At 47.8% G+C, this 17,392-nt stretch carries 15 protein-coding genes; 6 read left to right on the top strand and 9 right to left on the bottom strand.

Annotated elements, in window-relative coordinates:
• Nucleotides 1-199: 199 nt before the first annotated feature.
• Together AB3Y94_RS08950 and AB3Y94_RS08945 are read right to left on the bottom strand one after the other, a co-directional pair.
• Nucleotides 200-2,584: a phosphoketolase gene (locus AB3Y94_RS08950; RefSeq protein ID WP_367295914.1), complete on the bottom strand. Its 2,385-nt coding sequence runs from the start codon at nt 2,582-2,584 to the stop codon at nt 200-202.
• A 312-nt stretch (nt 2,585-2,896) separates the two neighbouring features.
• Nucleotides 2,897-3,622: a GntR family transcriptional regulator gene (locus AB3Y94_RS08945; protein ID WP_125682425.1), complete on the bottom strand. Its 726-nt coding sequence runs from the start codon at nt 3,620-3,622 to the stop codon at nt 2,897-2,899.
• A 153-nt stretch (nt 3,623-3,775) separates the two neighbouring features.
• On the opposite strand from AB3Y94_RS08945, the gene AB3Y94_RS08940 reads away from it, so the two are divergent.
• The 3 genes from AB3Y94_RS08940 (at nt 3,776) to AB3Y94_RS08930 (ending at nt 6,011) form a co-directional block, all read left to right on the top strand.
• Nucleotides 3,776-4,279, top strand: a complete 504-nt coding sequence (locus AB3Y94_RS08940) for an aminoacyl-tRNA deacylase (RefSeq protein ID WP_367295913.1) — start codon at nt 3,776-3,778, stop codon at nt 4,277-4,279.
• Nucleotides 4,280-4,283: 4 nt separating this feature from the next.
• Nucleotides 4,284-5,087: a hypothetical protein gene (locus tag AB3Y94_RS08935; protein WP_367295912.1), complete on the top strand. Its 804-nt coding sequence runs from the start codon at nt 4,284-4,286 to the stop codon at nt 5,085-5,087.
• Between the two features lie 396 nt (nt 5,088-5,483).
• Nucleotides 5,484-6,011: a DUF3278 domain-containing protein gene (locus AB3Y94_RS08930; RefSeq protein WP_367295911.1), complete on the top strand. Its 528-nt coding sequence runs from the start codon at nt 5,484-5,486 to the stop codon at nt 6,009-6,011.
• Nucleotides 6,012-6,327: 316 nt separating this feature from the next.
• On the opposite strand, the gene AB3Y94_RS08925 is transcribed toward AB3Y94_RS08930, so the two are convergent.
• The 3 genes from AB3Y94_RS08925 to AB3Y94_RS08915 form a co-directional block, all read right to left on the bottom strand.
• A complete protein-coding gene (locus AB3Y94_RS08925) occupies nt 6,328-7,731 on the bottom strand; it encodes an MFS transporter (protein WP_367295910.1) in 1,404 nt (467 codons plus the stop codon).
• Between the two features lie 109 nt (nt 7,732-7,840).
• The gene (locus AB3Y94_RS08920) at nt 7,841-8,500 is read right to left on the bottom strand and encodes an HD domain-containing protein (protein WP_367295909.1); all 660 of its coding nucleotides are present in this window, start codon (nt 8,498-8,500) and stop codon (nt 7,841-7,843) included.
• Between the two features lie 11 nt (nt 8,501-8,511).
• Nucleotides 8,512-9,132: a TetR/AcrR family transcriptional regulator gene (locus AB3Y94_RS08915; RefSeq protein ID WP_367295908.1), complete on the bottom strand. Its 621-nt coding sequence runs from the start codon at nt 9,130-9,132 to the stop codon at nt 8,512-8,514.
• Nucleotides 9,133-9,305: 173 nt separating this feature from the next.
• Here AB3Y94_RS08915 and AB3Y94_RS08910 point away from each other — a divergent pair, with 173 nt between their 5' ends.
• The 3 genes from AB3Y94_RS08910 (at nt 9,306) to AB3Y94_RS08900 (ending at nt 12,986) form a co-directional block, all read left to right on the top strand.
• Nucleotides 9,306-10,202, top strand: coding sequence for an ATP-binding cassette domain-containing protein (locus AB3Y94_RS08910; protein WP_367295907.1), 897 nt, complete (start codon nt 9,306-9,308; stop codon nt 10,200-10,202).
• Between the two features lie 5 nt (nt 10,203-10,207).
• Complete coding sequence (locus AB3Y94_RS08905) at nt 10,208-11,833, top strand: ABC transporter permease (RefSeq protein ID WP_367295906.1); 1,626 nt, start codon at nt 10,208-10,210, stop codon at nt 11,831-11,833.
• Between the two features lie 412 nt (nt 11,834-12,245).
• Nucleotides 12,246-12,986 (top strand): hypothetical protein, encoded by a 741-nt coding sequence (locus AB3Y94_RS08900; RefSeq protein ID WP_367295905.1) that lies wholly within the window; start codon nt 12,246-12,248, stop codon nt 12,984-12,986.
• A gap of 737 nt (nt 12,987-13,723) precedes the next feature.
• Here AB3Y94_RS08900 and AB3Y94_RS08895 read toward each other — a convergent pair.
• From AB3Y94_RS08895 to AB3Y94_RS08880, 4 genes are all read right to left on the bottom strand, one after another.
• The gene (locus tag AB3Y94_RS08895) at nt 13,724-14,215 is read right to left on the bottom strand and encodes a hypothetical protein (RefSeq protein WP_367295904.1); all 492 of its coding nucleotides are present in this window, start codon (nt 14,213-14,215) and stop codon (nt 13,724-13,726) included.
• Nucleotides 14,216-14,529: 314 nt separating this feature from the next.
• A complete protein-coding gene (locus AB3Y94_RS08890) occupies nt 14,530-15,423 on the bottom strand; it encodes an IS3 family transposase (RefSeq protein ID WP_367294846.1) in 894 nt (297 codons plus the stop codon).
• Between the two features lie 118 nt (nt 15,424-15,541).
• Entirely contained in the window at nt 15,542-16,594 is a 1,053-nt protein-coding gene (locus AB3Y94_RS08885; RefSeq protein ID WP_367294742.1) for an IS30 family transposase, read from the bottom strand.
• 83 nt (nt 16,595-16,677) lie between these two features.
• On the bottom strand, nt 16,678-17,343 hold the full coding sequence (locus tag AB3Y94_RS08880; RefSeq protein WP_367295903.1) for a helix-turn-helix domain-containing protein: 666 nt from the start codon (nt 17,341-17,343) through the stop codon (nt 16,678-16,680).
• Between the last annotated feature and the right edge of the window lie 49 nt (nt 17,344-17,392).

Genomic DNA, 17,392 nt, shown 5'->3' with positions numbered 1-17,392 from the left:
GAAGCTCTGTTCGCACTCTGAACAGGGCTTCAAGTCGAGCCGGAGGACCGCTCTTTGGCCGCAGGCGGTCCCCACAGCAGACGTAGTCCCTGACTACCGGTTGACCCAGTGACAACAAAAGACGCGCAAGAACAGCCCCTTCGAGCGATTCTTGCGCGTCTCATTTAAGTTTGGTTTTTAAGCCGCCGTAATCCGTAGATTACTTAAGTGGCTTCCATTGCCAGTCGTTGACCTCTGGCAAATCAGTCCCAACCTCACGGATGTAAGCATTGTGCTTAGCAACCATGTCGTCCATCCGCTGGGTGAAGTAAGCACCCTTGATAGCGTATGAATCAATGGCGTTAACGGCTTCCTTAGCCAAGTGGAAACGGTCCAAGTGGTTCAGGACACGCATATCAAATGGCGTGGTGATATCACCATTTTCACGGTAACCATGAACGTAAAGGTTGTGGTTCGTCCGGTCAAAGAAGAGATCCTTAACCAGGTCTTCGTAGCCGTGGAAGGCGAAGATGACAGGCTTGTCTGTCGTAAACAGGCGGTCGAATTCATCATCGGAAATCCCACGAGGGTCCAACTTAGGTGAACGAAGCTTCAGGAGATCAACAACGTTGATGAAGCGAATCTTCATTTCAGGGAATTCGTCATGCAATAATGAAATTGCGGCTAATGATTCCCAAGTTGGTTCAGTACCAGCTGCGGCAAAGACGATATCAGGTTCTTGACCTTGGTCAGTAGAAGCCCAGTCAACGTAGCCCAACCCATTGTGAACCAGGTTAGTGGCTTCATCAATGGAGAACCATTGTGGACGTGGGTGCTTAGACGTCACGATCAAGTTGATCTTTTGACGGCTAGAGAAGGCCACGTCACCAACAGCTAACAAGGTGTTAGCATCAGCTGGCAAGTATTCACGAATGAATTCTGGCTTCTTTTCAGCCAAGTGGGTCAACATACCAGGATCTTGGTGAGTGTACCCGTTGTGGTCTTGCTGGAAGACAGTTGAGGTATCCACGAAGTTCAATGATGGATAATCATGACGCCAGTCTTGTTCCGTAGCCTTACGCAACCACTTCATGTGTTGCGTCAACATGGAATCAACAACCCGCCCAAATGATTCGTAGGTGGCGAAGAAACCATGACGACCAGTCAGAACGTAACCTTCCAACCAACCTTCAGCTTGGTGTTCGGAAAGTTGTGAGTCAATGACCCGACCTTCGTGAGCCATGTTTTCATCATTTGGTTCCTTGATGTTTTCCATCCATTGACGCTTACCATAGTCCAACATGCTGTAAAGACGGTTAGACTTAGATTCGTCAGGACCAAAAGCCCGGAAGCTTTCTGGGTTCAACTTCATGACGTCAGCCAGGTAGTCAGACCAAACTAACATATCTTGCGCAATAGTCTTCCCGTGTTCTGGGATGTCCAAAGCGTACTTCTTGTAGTCTGGCAACTTCAATGGTTCTGGCTTGATCCCACCATTAGTGATAGGGTTCATGGCCATTCGTTGATCGCCCTTAGGGGCCATGTCACGAACTTCTTCCTTAACGGAACCATCTTCGTTAAACAATTCTTCTGGCTTGTAAGACTTCATCCAGTTGACCAACATGTCAGCGTGTTCCATATCGCCAGCGGCAACAGGAATTGGCACTTGGTGCGCACGGAATGAGCCTTCAATTGGGTTACCATCCAAGTCAGCCTTAGGACCAGTCCAGCCCTTTGGTGAACGGAAGATAATCATTGGCCAGTTAGGTAATGAATCATCGTTGTTTTCACGAGCATGCTTTTGGATAGACTTGATTTCAGGAATAACTTCGTCCATCGTCTTAGCCATGTCTTCATGAACCCGCGTGAAGTCCTTTTCATTTTCGTCAATTTCAACAAAGTGAGGATCCCAGCCCATTCCTTCGAAGTACTTCGTTAAGTCTTCGTCAGACATCCGTGACAGGATAGTTGGGTTAGAAATCTTGAACCCGTTCATGTTAATGATTGGTAAAACAGCACCGTCTTTGATTGGGTTGATGAACTTGTCTGAGAACCATGAAGCGGCCAATGGGCCAGTTTCAGATTCCCCATCACCAATTTCAACTGCGGCAATGACGTCTGGGTTATCTAAGATAGCACCAGTCCCATGGGAAAGACTGTAACCAAGTTCCCCACCTTCATGGATAGAACCTGGTGTTTCAGGTGCGGCATGGGATGCAACACCACCTGGGAAGGAGAACTGCTTGAATAAGCGCTCCAAGCCTTCTTCATCTTGGGAAATGTTTGGATAAATTTCACTGTAGCTTCCATCAAGATATGAGTTAGAAACCATAACTTGGCCACCATGACCTGAACCTTCAATATAGAACATGTTCAAGTTGTACTTTAAGATTGCCCGGTTTAAGTGAGCATAAATAAAGTTTTGAGAAACGATCGTTCCCCAGTGACCAATTGGCTTAATCTTTACATCATCAGAGGTTAAGTCACGCTTCAATAATGGGTTGTCACGCAAAAATAATTGACCGACTGACAGGTAGTTCGCTGCACGCCAGTACTTGTCTACGCCTTCCAAGTATGCCTTGGAGTCGAAGTCTGTATTTGCCATGTAATTAACACTCCTTCTTTGAATTCGTAACTGCATAATCTAGTTGATAGAAAATGTGTAAAATTTATCTCGTATTGAATACCGGGATGTTTTTTACAGCCTCTATCATAGCTTCTTTTTTAAAAAAGTCAACCTTTTAGAAAATTGGGCCGTATCAATTTATAAAAACACGGACCACAGCGATTGGCCCACAAAAAAATGGCAGAGCACAGACTGGCTCTCCCATTTAGGTAACTTCTATTCATACTGATAACGCGCCTGGGTCAGCAACCTGTTTCGCTGACGAACCACTTTCACAGTCTTACGGCCGCTTTATTCTTCTTCTAGTGAAACAAAGGTGTTATAGTTCAAATACTGGTAATGCAACCGCATGTTAGAAAATTCAAACGGCGTGCCATCATCCAGGAAGAACACACCCTCCATAATACCAACAGGTTCCACCGGCTTCAGATTCAGGAGTTCTTGATCTTCCGCCGTTGAGGGCTGGGCTTGAATCGACATGAAGGACTTGGTAACCACCTTACCCTGGCTTTCAAGGTAGTTAAAGATGGAGTCCCCCACCGTTTTCTGGGATAGATTAGGGGCAATTTTGATAGGAATGTAGCCCGTTTCAATCATAAAGGGTTTGTCATCAAATAACCGCAGTCGTTTGATTTCGTAGACAAAGTCCCCAGCATCCAAAAATAAATCTTGTTGGATTTCCTTACTAGCAGGCACCACGTCAAATTTTAATAACCGAATCCCTGGCGTGTTTCCCGCTGACTTCATACTGTCAGTAATTCCTAAATTAGACCCCTCATATTGAAAAATCGATTGGTTTTTCATATATAATGGGTTAATGAAGGTTCCTGATCCCCGCTTCTTAAAGATGATCCCCTGGTTGGCCAAAACGCTTAGGGCCCGCTTAACGGAGCTGCGGCTGACCCCATAGGCCTCGCTCAGACTCCGTTCATCCGGGAGCCGTTTGTTGGGAAATTCATTTTGATGAATGCGTTGCTTCAAGTCGCGCATTACTTGTCGATAGACTAAATCTGCCATGATATCTCCTCATAAACTCTTCAACTAGACAATTCTCTGTGTTAGAGTATAACAGGTTTTAGTGGCGGTGTCTTCTTTTCTTCAAAAACAACCGTTCCATTTATTTTTAAAGTGCGGTCCAATTATAAAGATTACTTTTGAAAGGTGAGTCCCATGGCTAAAAAGAAAAAGGGCAAGCGTCTCCATAAGACACTTGTCGAACAGATATTAGATAAGAATAAGATCACTTACAAGCAGTTTGAATTCGCGACCCACACCAAGGGGGACGTGGCGCAGTTAGACGTTGATCATGATAACGTTGATGAACACCATATTTACAAAACTTTGGTCCTGAGTGGTCCCACCACCGGTCCCGTAGTTGGCGTTTTACCAATTGATGAACACCTCGACGAAAAGAAGCTGGCCAAAGCTTCCGGTAACAAAAAAGTCGACATGGTGCCTTTAAAAGATTTGGTTAAGACTACCGGCTACGAACACGGTGCCAACACGCCCGTTGGAATTTGGGAAAAGAACCATTTCCCCATCTACTTTGACAACACGGCGCAAACTCAGGGACAAATTCTAGTTTCCTCTGGTCAGATTGGCCGGTCGGTGGAACTCGATGTCACAGAACTAGCAACCCTGGTTCATGGCACGTTCACCGACTTGCTGGAGTAAGGGAATGAATACGGATCTAACCGTGATTTTTAAAAATCTCGGCATCGTGGGCCTAAACCTTCTAGTGATTCCCTTCATCTTCGTCACGTTACTCACCTACCTCAACCGCGATACGAAAAAATTCTTAGCCAACGGCTTCGGCGTAAACAGCGAGCTCTACCTGGGATTCATTGGGATCTTCTTCCACGAACTCAGTCACCTGCTAACGGCCATCCTGTTTGGTCACCGCATCGATCGGGTTCGTTTATTAAAGCGCCCCCATCCAGATCGGGTTCGTGCCGATGGGCAGCCCGACTTAGCATTAGGCTACGTCAATCACACCTGGAATCAACGCAATTGGTACCAAACCATCGGTAATCTGTTCATTGGCATTGCCCCAATTTTCGGCTGTGCTGCGGTATTGTTAGGCTTGACGGCGCTATTGATTCCCAGCATTTTTAACGGCATGTTAGTGTTAGTAGCCGACCCTTTCAACCTGAATTGGCAAGGCTTCTCGCAGGTATTGGGCGGTGACACCCACCCGTTCATTCGTTGGACAATTATGATTTTACTGTCACTCAACATTAGTATTGGTGGGTTCGACCTCAGTGCAGCAGACTTTGCCAACTCCCGTATCGGGCTGATTGGCTTCGTGGGCATCATCACGTCCGTAACCGTGATTCTTACCATGTTGAATCTAGCAGACGGCTTTTTAAAGGTCGTTGCGGCAGCGATTACCTTGTTGGCACTGGTTCTGGGCTATTCCCTATTGGTTTCCTTCCTGACTAATCTATTGGTCCGCTTGGGTTTGCAAATCAAGGATCACTAGCAGCCACCGGATAAATTTAAGCTTGCTTCATAAGAAGCGGTATGACAACAGTCATACCGCTTCTTGGTTACTAACTAAAAGTTGAAAGTTCGAAAAACGTTATCAAACCAAGACTAGTAAGGCGTTATAGATTTAAAACTAGTCTTACCCATCCACCTACGGCTGTCAGAGATTCCGCCTGCTGCGAGGAACGCCTACGGTCTGAAAAGCGGTCCTGCGACACAGCTGGCTCCACCTCTGACCGCCCACCTGTTTCACATGAAACATTTTCTCGAACAGTCAGCGAACTAGCTAAGGGATCCGCCTTGACTGGCAATCAGTCACCTCGCAGACTAGGGCTAATCAGCGACTTCGTTCGCCCAACTCACGGGTCGTTTCAAGGGAGGAATTCATGCTATGCAAAAGCAAGGAGATTTTCGTGAGCGCCTCATCAAACGATTCTACGGCATTGACTGGGACCTGAGTGCTGAGCAACGTCAGGCCCTCCACCAGATTATCTTCAATGCGTTATTAATGTGTATTGGTTTTTTATTGGTAGTCCCGGTCGTCGTGAGCATTTGGATTGCCCAACCGGCCACGGCACTGCTAGTCTTCATTTACGCTGACATTATATTTATTTTCTATCTTCTGTTCTACTTGCGTTTCGCTGGTCGGAGCATAGAAATTCGCTCGCCGGATCCGGTTGATGCTCCAGATAAGGTTAGCGCGCTAAAGCTCGTTTTACGGGCAGCCATCGTTAGCGGGATCCTCTATGGAATGGCCACTTATTTTCTGTTTGCCATCACCGACGCCACGACTGATAAGGTAAGTGCGCTACGGGAATTGCTCAAATGGACGAGCCTCACCGGCCTAATTTGGCGAACCATTTTCTTTGGATCGGTGATGGGACTCGTTGATCTGTGGCGGATTCGCAAGATTCATTAACAAGAGTGGGCCAGAAGGCGGTTAGTCAATGAGCATTAACGTCGATAGACGAATAATCCCGGTCTTGGATTGTTTGTCTATCGGGGTTAAGCGGAGTTGACTGCCTTCTGACGCACGTTTCAACCATATACGTTCAGAACACAAAGGATGTGAGACGTTGGTCCCACACCCTTTTTGAATTGGTCATCTGAAAGTTAACAACTTACAACACAAACAACTTTGAAGACACGGAGTTTCCGCCCTTTAGCTGAAGCATCCCCACAGCAGGCGAAATCTCTGGCCGCCGAAGTGCAAACTTAGCAATGCCACTTCCTAACTACTTATCCGTCCGTTGATACCGGAACACAATAAAGTAGAACCCAAAGTTAACCACGCTGAGGATAAAGATCAGACCAAACGCCAACTGGCTCCCAATCGCCGTTTCATGCGCATAAGGCATGCCCGATACCTTAACCGATGACATCAATGCCGCCAGAATCGTGGTCCCCAGTGATCCGGCAAACTGTTGCCCGGTATTATAAATGGCGTTGGCATCTGCGCGCTGACTCATGTCGACTTCCTTTAAACCATTCGTTAGTGTGTTGCTGAAGGCCATCGACCGACCAATACTGAAGATAATGTAAAGAATGGCAATCATAACCACGCTAAGTCCCTGACCAAATAAGGTAAACAGCAACGCGGCAATCAGGAATAAACTACTCCCCAGTAAAATCGGTAACCGGGCACCGTGCTCGTCAAGCAAATGGCCGAACCATGGCTGCAAAATCGCTGTAATCAGGCTCCCAGGTAGGAGCATCATGCCCCCAATCAGTGAAGTAGCACCCACCACGATTTGCGCGTAATTCGGCAACGCAAAGTTGATTCCAATATTACAGAACTGCAGAATTACGTAGGCAAAAAAGCTGTACGTGAAGACCGGATTCTTAAAAATTTCTAACTTCAAAAGCTGCCGCTCACTGCGTTTAGAAATCCTGATATACCCCAGGAGCGCTACCACGGCCAGTAAGATACCACCTAAAAACTGCCAACTCACCAATCCAGCTGATGACAGACTATTAATGCCTAACGTAAAGCTCACAAAAGCAACGGCCAACAAGAAAAATTGACCCCAATTGAACCGAATCTTTTGAGTAGGTGCGTACTGTTTGATGGCCCCCATTCCGAGTAACAAGAGAATGATTTCCACTGGCATCGTTGACCAAAAAATCAACCGCCAGTTGGCCAAATAAACCATCACACCACCAAACGTCGGCCCACTAGCTGGTGCAATCATCAAAATTAAACCAGCCATTCCCATGTAAAATCCAAGTCGGGACCGCGGAACACTTTCAACCACGATGTTAAACATCAGCGGAATGGCCAAGCCAGCACATCCCGCTTGAATCAAACGACCCAGCAATAGAATGGGGAAATTAATTGCGAGCGCACAAATTAAATCGCCTAAAATAAACGCCAGCGCGGCAGTCACAAATAATTGTTTATTCGTAAAACGTTGTTTTAAAAATGCCGAGGTAATCATCAGTAACGCCACCATTAGTAAATACCCGGTGGTGATCCACTGCACGGTGTTCAGGGACACGTGCATCTGTTTCATCAGGGCCGGGAACGCCACGTTCATTGACGTTTCTACTAATATCCCCAGGAAAGCCATTAGTGCAATCGCAAAGATGGCAACCAGGTTCTCCCGTGGCACCTTCTCCGGTTGAGTCGTTGTTTGCATTTTAATCTCTTCTCTCAAATTAGCATTACTACCAATCATACGCACATTTTGATTAAAATGCATGGGTTAATTTCACTTAAACCGGTTCCAAAACAAAAAACACGGTCGCCTAAGCTTCCGCATTCCATTCTGCCTTGTATTCAGCTAGAAAATCTAACATAACTTGCTGACGGTGTTCAGCCAACTGCTTTGCCGCCGCCGTGTTCATCAACTCCTTCAATGTAAGGAGTTTTTCGTAAAAATGATTGATGATGGTTTCGTTGTCCAAATTGCGGTATTCAGCGTGAGTCATGGTCGTTCTGGGCTTCACCGCTGGATCATAAATCTTTTCACCGAAGTGACCGCCAAAATAAATAGCCCGCGAAATACCAATGGCCCCAATAGCGTCTAAGCGATCAGCGTCCTGCACGATTTGACCTTCCAAGGGTAACGGCTTAGCGGTCCCATCCAAGGTTTTGTGATAAGACATGTTATCCATAATCAAAAAAATTGTGGAAATTTGCGCGGTGGAAAATCCTTGCGCCGTTAGAAATTGCTCGACCTCGGCACTCGCTGCTTCAGTGTCCGTTACTAATTTTTCGTCAATGACGTCATGTAGGTAGGCGGCAGTCACCGTCACCACACGGTCAGCCTCGGGATATGACTGAATTAAGCGGTCGGCCAACCCCACCACCCGCTGAATGTGATCGAACCCGTGGCCCGTTTCATCATCCCCCATTTTAGCTTGCGAAAATTCATGAACTGCTGTTAATACTGTTGCTACTGTCATGCTTGATCCTCCTAAGATGGCTGTTCTGGCTTGGGTGGCACAGGGCCCCCAACGAGCCCGTAGAAAAAGAGATGCATCAACTGATCAACCAAGTGTTGATACTCAGCTGGTCCCACTTTAGCGCGACTAAAGAAGTCGACGTACATATCTAGAAATAGCATTAAGGCTTCATTGGAAATTGCCGGGTTAATACTTCCGGCGGCGCGACCACGAGCTACCATGGCGCCCCAAAATTCCTTTTTACCCGCTTCATAAGCGTCCTTAACTGCATGACTTCCTAAATTACCCTGCATTTCATCAATCACAAAGCTGTAAAAATCGGGGTTCAGACCGTCACTCATCGCGACCTTAGTCGTCATCATCCACTTAACAACTTCGGTAAAAGACATCTGCTGATTGTCGACAGTTTCCTGAAAACTCGCGTACCCCTGATTAATTAAATCGATGACAACCTGATGTCCGAGCTCCAGCTTACTATCAAAATACTTGTACAACGTGACTTGGGAAACGCCCGCCTCGGCCGCCACCGCTTTAATGTGGGTCGGCTTGTAGCCATCCCGCATAAATAATTTCATTCCCGCGGCCAGAATACTCTGGCGTTGGCGTTGCTTTCTTTCCCGATTTGTCGCCATATTCCGTCGCCACCTTCGCTAAGCTCTCTTCGTTTATTTTATCATAACGCATTCACCCAGCGTTTTTAATTTTAGTGAACTATTTTGTTAAAATAGTTCACTTTTTCATTGACTTTGCGTACCCCCGGGCTTACGATGATAGCGATTTAAAAACTGCGAGGAGGGGATTTTTTATGACAACTAATCCTGTACTGCAAATCACCCATTTACAAAAAAGTTTCGGCCATTTTCAGGCTCTAAAAGATATCACGTTTGACGTCCACCCCGGCGAAGTCTTCGGCTTTATTGGCCCCAACGGCGCTGGTAAATCCACCACAATTCGCGTCCTACTGGGAATCATCCGGGCCAGCGGTGGAAGTGCCAGTATCTTCGGTCAAAACGTTTGGCACGACAGCGTCAAGATTCATCAGCGCCTGGCCTACGTTCCCGGCGACGTTTACCTGTGGCCAAATCTGACTGGTGGTGAAATCATCGACCTCCTGCTCAAGATGAACGGGACGGCCCACTCCGAAAAAACCGACGAACTCATTAAACGTTTCGGCCTCGACCCCACCAAGAAGGCCCGCACCTATTCAAAGGGAAACCGCCAAAAGGTTGCGCTCATTGCGGCCTTTTCCCAGGACGCAGATTTCTACATCTTTGACGAACCCACTTCTGGTCTCGATCCCCTGAACGAGCGAATCTTTCAAGAAGCCGTTCTGGATTTAAAGGCGCGCGGCAAAGCCGTCCTTTTATCCAGTCACATTCTGTCAGAGGTTGAACGCATGTGTGATCGGATTGGTATCATCCGTGAAGGCCAAATTATTGAGACCGGTAGTTTAGCCGAGATGCGTCACCTGACGCGCACCATGATCACCGTCACGTTAGGCGATAGTTTTGACGTCACAACGTTAGCAGGCGTGCATGGCGTAACTACTGGCCACCAGCCTCAAGAATGGCAATTCGCGGTAGAAGATGCCCAGCTAAAAGCCGTTATGGCCACACTAGCGCAGCACGACATCGTGGCTTTGCAAAGCACGCCACCCACGCTGGAAGACCTCTTCATGCACTACTACACGGGAAAGGAGTGACCAAGATGTCTCGTTATGGACGTACTGGCCAACTGGTTCGGTTAAACTTACGCCGGGACCGGTTTCGCATTCTCATGTGGATTCTTATTCTGGCCGCGCTAATGGCCAGCGTTGCCTGGAAATTTGAAGGAATCTACGGCACCCCTACTGAAATCAACGCTATCAAAGGAACGTTAGCCAGCCCCGGCATTGTTGCCATGTTTGGCGCCTTTTCCTTTAGTGGCAAAGTCACCACAGCCGAGATTTTTGCTAACGAAATGCTCCTGTTCATGGGGCTAATTCAGGTTGTGATGAACCTGGCCCTGAGTGTACACGCAACGCGGGCTGAAGAAGATTTAGGTATTACTGAGCTCGTGCGGGCACACGCCGTGGGAACGTTAGCCCCACTTTCAGCCGCGGCGATTGAGCTTGTCTTAGTCAACGGTTTGTTGGGACTTCTCTATGGTGCTGGACTGACCGCTGCAAACATGCCCGGCGCTACCACCCAAGGTAATTGGTTGATTGGCATCGGCTTAGCAGCCGCGGGTCTGTTATTCGGCATGCTGGGGCTCCTGACCGCCCAGGTCGCCGATCACTCATCAAGTGCCACTGGCCTGGCTTACACGTTGTTTGGCTTGAGTTACCTGGCCCGGATGGTCACCGACGTTCAGCATCCCAAGCTAACGTGGTGGTCACCACTGGGCTGGGTGGAAAAGTTGGCACCCTACAACCAACAACCTGCCTGGCTGCCGGTCTGGTTGAGTTTAGGTCTAGCGCTCATCTTCTTAGCCATTGCCTTTTGGGCCAATAATCACCGGGACCTAGGTGCTGGCGCCATCACGACCCGACCTGGCCGCAAACAAGCTTCCATTTTCTTACGCGGCCCCGTCTCTCTGATTTGGCGACGGCAACGTAACGTGCTAATTGGCTGGTTGGTCGGTATCATCATCTTTGGCACCGCCTACGGGACGGTCTTCAACACCATTGGCGACATCCTAAAGACCAATCCGACCATGCAGCAGGTCTTCGGCGCCACCATGGTCCACGAGGCCAACCACAGCATTCTAGTGAGTTTTACTGCCCTGTTAGCCGTAGTAATGGCTGCCGTTTCCGTTATTCCCGGGATGCAGTTGATTTTAAAGCTACACACCGATGAGACCCGTGGTTGGTTGGAAGCCCTCTACGCCCGGCCTTTGAGCCGCACCCGCCTATTATTCAGTTACGTAGGTACGGCATTTATCACCAGCACGTTGGCTTACATTGGCGGCTTAGCGGGTATTGTCGTTATGGGTGACGCCAGTCTAACGCACGTTAAAGATGGTATTAGTGCTTCAGAATTTTGGCAGGCCGTAGCCGCCCAACTTCCTGAAATCTGGGTATTTCTCGCGTTGAGCGTATTACTTGTTGGTTGCTGGCCACGGATGAAATCACTGAGCTGGGCGTACCTTGCGCTGGGCTTCGTGAGTGTCTACATGGGCAGTCTCCTGAAGCTCCCGGGCTGGGTCAAAAATCTAACACCGGCTGGCTGGATGCCACGAGTCCCGATTCACGACGTTAACTGGGCCACATTTAGCTGGATGGTTGCGTTGGCTCTGGTGCTGGTTTTAATCGGTTGGCTTGGCTACCGGCGACGTGACCTACACATGAGCTAATTGTCCAAACACGGCTCAAACTGTCCGCCTACGGTCCCGTCCCCTGACTACCTGCGGCTACACTGTAATCAGTGCAAATTTTCTGGTGGATTAACCAATTAGTGAATCATAAACGAAAGTGGTGGTATTGCCTTCAAACTGGCCATACCATCACTTTTTATTTAACTCCAAATCTACATAGCCATTAATGAATTAGATAATAGCAATATTTATTACGCTGAACACACTCTTGCACATAGAAAATTTGCCGATTTTATATAACTCTCCAAACCTCTTCTGTTCGTTCCGCTACCGAACTACAGTCCCTTACAAATACTGTTATATCAACATTTATATAGAGACTATCCGACCGAATTTAGCCTAGTAATCTGTCAAATTAGTCGTAACATCAAGAGCAAAAGGAGGTTCCTTCATGAAACCATCAGCCATCTTACTACTCATCGGCACTACCCTGACCACCACATTTCTGGTCCCTACTAGTGTTCAGGCATCAGAATACTCTGCTGCTCGCGCCAATTCAGTCCGCTTGGTCTGGCGCCATTCTATGCACCAACACCTCTACCATACTCACCGCGGCTCCCGCTACTCTAAGCATTTGGGCATCCGTTACGCTCGCAACACAGAGGACATCACGTGGCTCACAAACGCCCATGAAAAGCTTTACGACAAACGCACCCACAAGGCTGCCATTTACTACCACGTGAACAGTTTTGATGGTCGCCACGGCGGCTGGATCTGGCGCGGGTATTTAACCCCTGGTGGTGCCACCGTTAAACCGAGCCCCATCAATAATCCGTCCGTCGATTCTGGCCAGGAACAGGGGCAACGATTCGACAATACTGTTCGGAGTCTTTTCCCTGGAACCGTGAACGACGACGAATTGAGAAGCCAGGCCAGTGCTGCCATCAACCCCTCCGACGGGGAACGCTCTCCCAGAGTACCAGCAGGACAAATCTACATTCGCCTCTACAACCAAGTGGCACACCCAACCGCCCAGAGTTACCGTGAGGCCCTAATCACTGCTGGCTACCCTGCCGCCAAGTTGGCCACATTTAAGGACTGGCACATTGGGGTCGCCACCCAAACCGACCAAGAATTTGGGGAGGGCGTCAACTTTGGTGACGTAGCCATCTACTTAGCACCACAGCGGTAAGCTGTCTTAAAAAGTTGCTCGCAACTAATGTGTGTACAACGTATTCACTCTTAGGAATAACCCCAGGCAAAATAGCTCGGCCGCATAACTTTCGTAACGCTCCCCCCTCCGTTAATTCTTGAAAAAGCCTGATGTTGGGAGGTAAAAGACATGTGTGAAAAGTACGACACGGACGGTTGTGGTTGCACAAGCATCATTATTTCCGCATTTCTGCTCTACTTTTTGATGCCGTGCCTCATTTCAGTACTATTTGGCAAGTAACAATTAGCGCGCTAATCTATCATCAAGATTACTGAACTAGTCACACATTTTAACCATTTCAATAACCACCCGATTACCACCTCAGACCAGTGACGGTCCAATTAGTACGGCGTGATAATCCTCGCAATTTCTCCAAGCTTCCAGTATGCTATTTTATGTTGGCTCCCCCAGCTTTCTAAAAAGCACCTAAAAACCGCGTCATCCCCGGCTAGAACCAGGAGATGACGCGGTTAATTTATGGTTTGGTATTCGAGCAAGGGGCTATCATACCATACAAAATCTACTCACTTTAATTTGTGGTCAGCAATCAAAGCCGAGAGGTCGCAGCAGATGGGCTCAGGCGCCTCGTTATTCTTAGTGCCAGTGGTTTTCTGGCAGTTAGAATAAGACCAAGTTTTAAGACTCACGGGCTTGGTGAGGCTTAAAATTGTGTCGGCACCGTTCCAGCCCATCTGCTGTGACCGGTAAGGCGACGACTACTGGATAACAACGTCGTAGTGGTTGCCAGTGATGGCCGTCCCACGATCATGCACGACACCCATCCCTAATGGCGTCATAATCTTCGTCCCAAAGGCCACATTGGCCGGTGCGGCCACGACCCGGTAACCATTAGGATCCAGACCGTTGGCACTAATTTTCGTACCGTCAGCAGTCAGGCTTCCAGAATAGTACGTCCACTTGTTTCCGTTGAGGTAAACGACGCCCTGACTTTCAAATTGGGCAACTGTAATGGTGGCTCCGCTTGCCTGGATCGTCGTGGCACCAGTAGTGGTCGTCTTGGTGTTACTCGTAGTAGCCGGAGGGTTCACCCCATAGGTTGAAGTCTGTGGTTGATAGTGATAACGTTGTGCGCTCCGTGGTGCCTGTGAATGAAGGGTGCTGGCATTAGCGGTCACGCTGGAGGCGCCGATACCTGCGGCTAGAACGGCGGCGGTACTTAATGTAGTGATAATTACTTTCTTAATCATCAATCTGTTCCTCCCTTTCGATTACCCATAGCTTACTGCCGCAACATCTCAAACCTGTGATTACTGCGTTACCGATTGATTAAACGAACGTAAATTTCATGACAATTTGTCACGGTCTTTACCGAAATGACATAGTGTTCAAGAATGGGTTAATGGTCCACTTGAGTTGCCCTTAATACCGTTATGGTACGGTATTATTGGGAGGTTTGTACATCGTCATCCCGTTGTTCACTAAACGAAAAAAACAGCCCAGCCAAGCTATGTACTAGTCCCTGTCAAGTTGTCATATGAAATAATATAATTTTATGTTGTCTCTAAGCGGCCTCACTCCGGTATTCTACCGGGGTGAGGTCGTTTCTTGCTGGTGAGCGATCTAGGTGATTGAAGTAGTGGATTCCTTCCTTTACCAGCGCTTCAAATTCTTCGTAGGTTTTGGGCATTGGATGACGATCCATCCAATGCGTCTTGAACTCATTCCACCAACGTTCCATTGGCGCGTTATCGCAAGGCGTACCCGGTCGTGACATACTGCGTGTGACTTCGTAGGGGACCAGAAAGTTATTGAATTGTTTGGACGTATAAGCCGATCCGCGGTCAGTATGAACTACCGGATTGACGTCACCAGCGTACTCAAAAGCCCGCCGAAATACTTCGATTTCGGCATCTGCTGTTTCTGTTTTACTTAAGTTAGAGGCAATCAAGACCCGTCCGTAAAGGTCCAAAACGCCGCTCAACCGCATTTTGAACTGCCCATTAACGCCGTAAGATAATTCAGTTGAATCGGACAGCCAAACCTGATTAGGGGCGGTGGCCGTAAAATTTTGGTTCAAAAGATTATCTTGCATGTACTGTTCTTGTTCCTTGATTCTATGATGCTTCTTGACCCGAATCTGGCATCGAATCCCTAGGTTACCCATAATGCGTTTGACTCGCTTAATGGTAACGTCAAAGGTGATCTGCTCGTCTCGGTTCAGGTTTGATAAAATCTTACCAGCACCGATTGCTTGATGATGTTGTTTAAACCAATATGTGATGCGTTCTTCTAGTAGCTTTTCTTGAGCGCCCCAGACCGTTTCTTGACGGTGGAGGAACTTATTGTAGGCTTGCCGGCTCACGCCGACGTATGACAATAATTTTGTGATGGCACCGTGTTTCCCTTGACTGACCTCGCTGATTGCCCGATATGCCAGTCGATGTTGTTGTTTCACCCCTTGCGCTGAAGTTCCTGATATTTTTTTACCGCAAATTGCAAGAACAAGTTAGTCACTAGGACCAAATACTGATACCAAGGGATTCTCAGGGGTTGAAGTTGGTGGCGCGAGGAGCCTAGCCGCAGGCGGCGGCGAAGAGTTCGGCGGGAGTCTGGAAGCCTAGCAGACGACGAGGTGTGTTATTCAACTTGTCCGCTGTTCTAGCAACAGCCCGAGGACTTACGGCGTCTAAGGACATGCCTTTGGGAAAGTCATAGCGGACCATCCGGTTATGGACCTCATTGGTTCCCCGTTCACTAGAGGTGAACGGGTGCGTATGAAAGACTGGTGCCACTGAACGCAATGCCTCGCTCAGCAAGGCAAACTCAGGTCCGTTATCAGCGGTGATCGACTTGATAACTGGTCCATACTCTGCGAGGATTTCTCGCAGGGCGTACTCAACCGAATCGGCGTCACGCCCGTCAATCAGACGGATAAATTGGAAGCGAGTTTGACGCTCAATCAGGGTCATAATCACACTCTCATGGCCATCACGTTTACCAACGATAGTATCAATCTCGAAATGACCAAACGTCTTGCGAGAGTCAACTTCAGCCGGACGTTCTTCAATACTCCGTCCCATTACACGCTTATTTTTGTGATTAACGTGCTTGGGTAGTCGCCGCCGCATTTTCTCGGTAAGATCTAAGTTACAGACCTCTAAAAGTTGTTCGTCGATGTACTTGTACAACGTTTGGGTACAGACCATCTCGTCAGGCCGAAAAAGGTTTAACACCTTGGCGCGGCCTACAGCAGCATCTGGAGCCCAGCCATCAGTCTTAAAGTGTTCTACAAAGAAGGCTATAAAGTCAGCCGCCTGGAAGAACTTACAAGGCCTGTGGCAGGCCTTGCGGTTCTCGTGGTACCGCTGGTCGGCTAGTTCCGCCACGTAGACCTCATAGAAGACTACGTTACCGTTAACGATTTTCTTATTGGTTACCAAGCCTCGCTTGATTTCGTTGTTTATGGTTTGCGGGCTAACGCCAAGTAACTCAGCAATCTTCCGCCGAGAAAGCTTGTCGTGGTTAAAGTAGACCTCAATGTTTCCACGCTCTTTCAAAGTTAGATGGTGACCCTTGGGACGATTCATGGTAAGCTGTTCTTGCATCAAGACGAAGACCTCTTTCATTGTTTGTGTGAGAACTCCAATGATACCTGAGATTTACGTCTTGGTGTATTTATTTTGTCCTAAATTTCAAGTGGCTAACTTGATTATAAAATTCGCCGATATTTTTTTACAAATTCTTCCAGTAGTTTCATGTCGGCGACCTGACCTTCCAATTGTCGAATCCGTAGATTCGCTTTGTCTAGGTCGGTCACTTCTTTTTGTGCCTTACGGCGCCCACGGTTGTCTCTTAGAACCTCATATCCGCCATCTTTAGCCTTCATAACCCATGAACGAGCCTGCTGATAGGAGACTTGATAATGTTCGGCCGCTTCGCTATATGAGTGCTTGTGTTTGGTAATGAATTCAACGACTTCAATACGCTCTTCCCACGTGGTTTTTCGACTCATTTTCGGGACCTGCTTTCTTGACGGCGACGCCGTCACAGTTTTGTCCCTATTATACTTGGAAACCCAAGTCATTACTTGGGAAAATGAACGTAAACCATACTTCATAGCTAGTTCCTGTGCGGAACCTTCACCGTTCAAAAAGGCATAGATAACCTGTAGTTTGAAGGCACTACTGTAGTGATGATTTTTCTTGGCTTCCCTCAGTCCATCAAGGCCATCACGGTGGTATCGATCTAGCCACTGAGCCACCGTATGCTCACCTAAACCATTTGCTTTTCCAAAGGCTGTACTTGATAGTCCCGAAGCCTCAAATTCGTTAATCAATGCCAGCTTCTCCATGGCACTAAACTTGGCTCTTGGCATACAAAAAATCCCTCCGTCATTGTCAGATGAATTATATTATTTCATCTGA

Source organism: Levilactobacillus yonginensis (assembly GCF_964065165.1).
Taxonomy (GTDB): Bacteria; Bacillota; Bacilli; order Lactobacillales; family Lactobacillaceae; genus Levilactobacillus; species Levilactobacillus yonginensis_A.
The sequence above is the reverse complement of the archived record's forward strand: the minus strand, read 5'-3'. Positions and strand labels throughout refer to the sequence as shown.

Bases quoted from the DNA above. Each gene is read 5' to 3' on its own strand.
- AB3Y94_RS08895 (WP_367295904.1), bottom strand. From the start codon at position 14,215: ATGATTAAGAAAGTAATTATCACTACATTAAGTACCGCCGCCGTTCTA.
- AB3Y94_RS08915 (WP_367295908.1), bottom strand. From the start codon at position 9,132: ATGGCGACAAATCGGGAAAGAAAGCAACGCCAACGCCAGAGTATTCTG.
- AB3Y94_RS08950 (WP_367295914.1), bottom strand. From the start codon at position 2,584: ATGGCAAATACAGACTTCGACTCCAAGGCATACTTGGAAGGCGTAGAC.
- AB3Y94_RS08880 (WP_367295903.1), bottom strand. From the start codon at position 17,343: ATGCCAAGAGCCAAGTTTAGTGCCATGGAGAAGCTGGCATTGATTAAC.
- AB3Y94_RS08925 (WP_367295910.1), bottom strand. From the start codon at position 7,731: ATGCAAACAACGACTCAACCGGAGAAGGTGCCACGGGAGAACCTGGTT.
- AB3Y94_RS08940 (WP_367295913.1), top strand. From the start codon at position 3,776: ATGGCTAAAAAGAAAAAGGGCAAGCGTCTCCATAAGACACTTGTCGAA.
- AB3Y94_RS08935 (WP_367295912.1), top strand. From the start codon at position 4,284: ATGAATACGGATCTAACCGTGATTTTTAAAAATCTCGGCATCGTGGGC.
- AB3Y94_RS08905 (WP_367295906.1), top strand. From the start codon at position 10,208: ATGTCTCGTTATGGACGTACTGGCCAACTGGTTCGGTTAAACTTACGC.
- AB3Y94_RS08930 (WP_367295911.1), top strand. From the start codon at position 5,484: ATGCAAAAGCAAGGAGATTTTCGTGAGCGCCTCATCAAACGATTCTAC.
- AB3Y94_RS08920 (WP_367295909.1), bottom strand. From the start codon at position 8,500: ATGACAGTAGCAACAGTATTAACAGCAGTTCATGAATTTTCGCAAGCT.
- AB3Y94_RS08900 (WP_367295905.1), top strand. From the start codon at position 12,246: ATGAAACCATCAGCCATCTTACTACTCATCGGCACTACCCTGACCACC.
- AB3Y94_RS08945 (WP_125682425.1), bottom strand. From the start codon at position 3,622: ATGGCAGATTTAGTCTATCGACAAGTAATGCGCGACTTGAAGCAACGC.
- AB3Y94_RS08910 (WP_367295907.1), top strand. From the start codon at position 9,306: ATGACAACTAATCCTGTACTGCAAATCACCCATTTACAAAAAAGTTTC.
- AB3Y94_RS08885 (WP_367294742.1), bottom strand. From the start codon at position 16,594: ATGAAAGAGGTCTTCGTCTTGATGCAAGAACAGCTTACCATGAATCGT.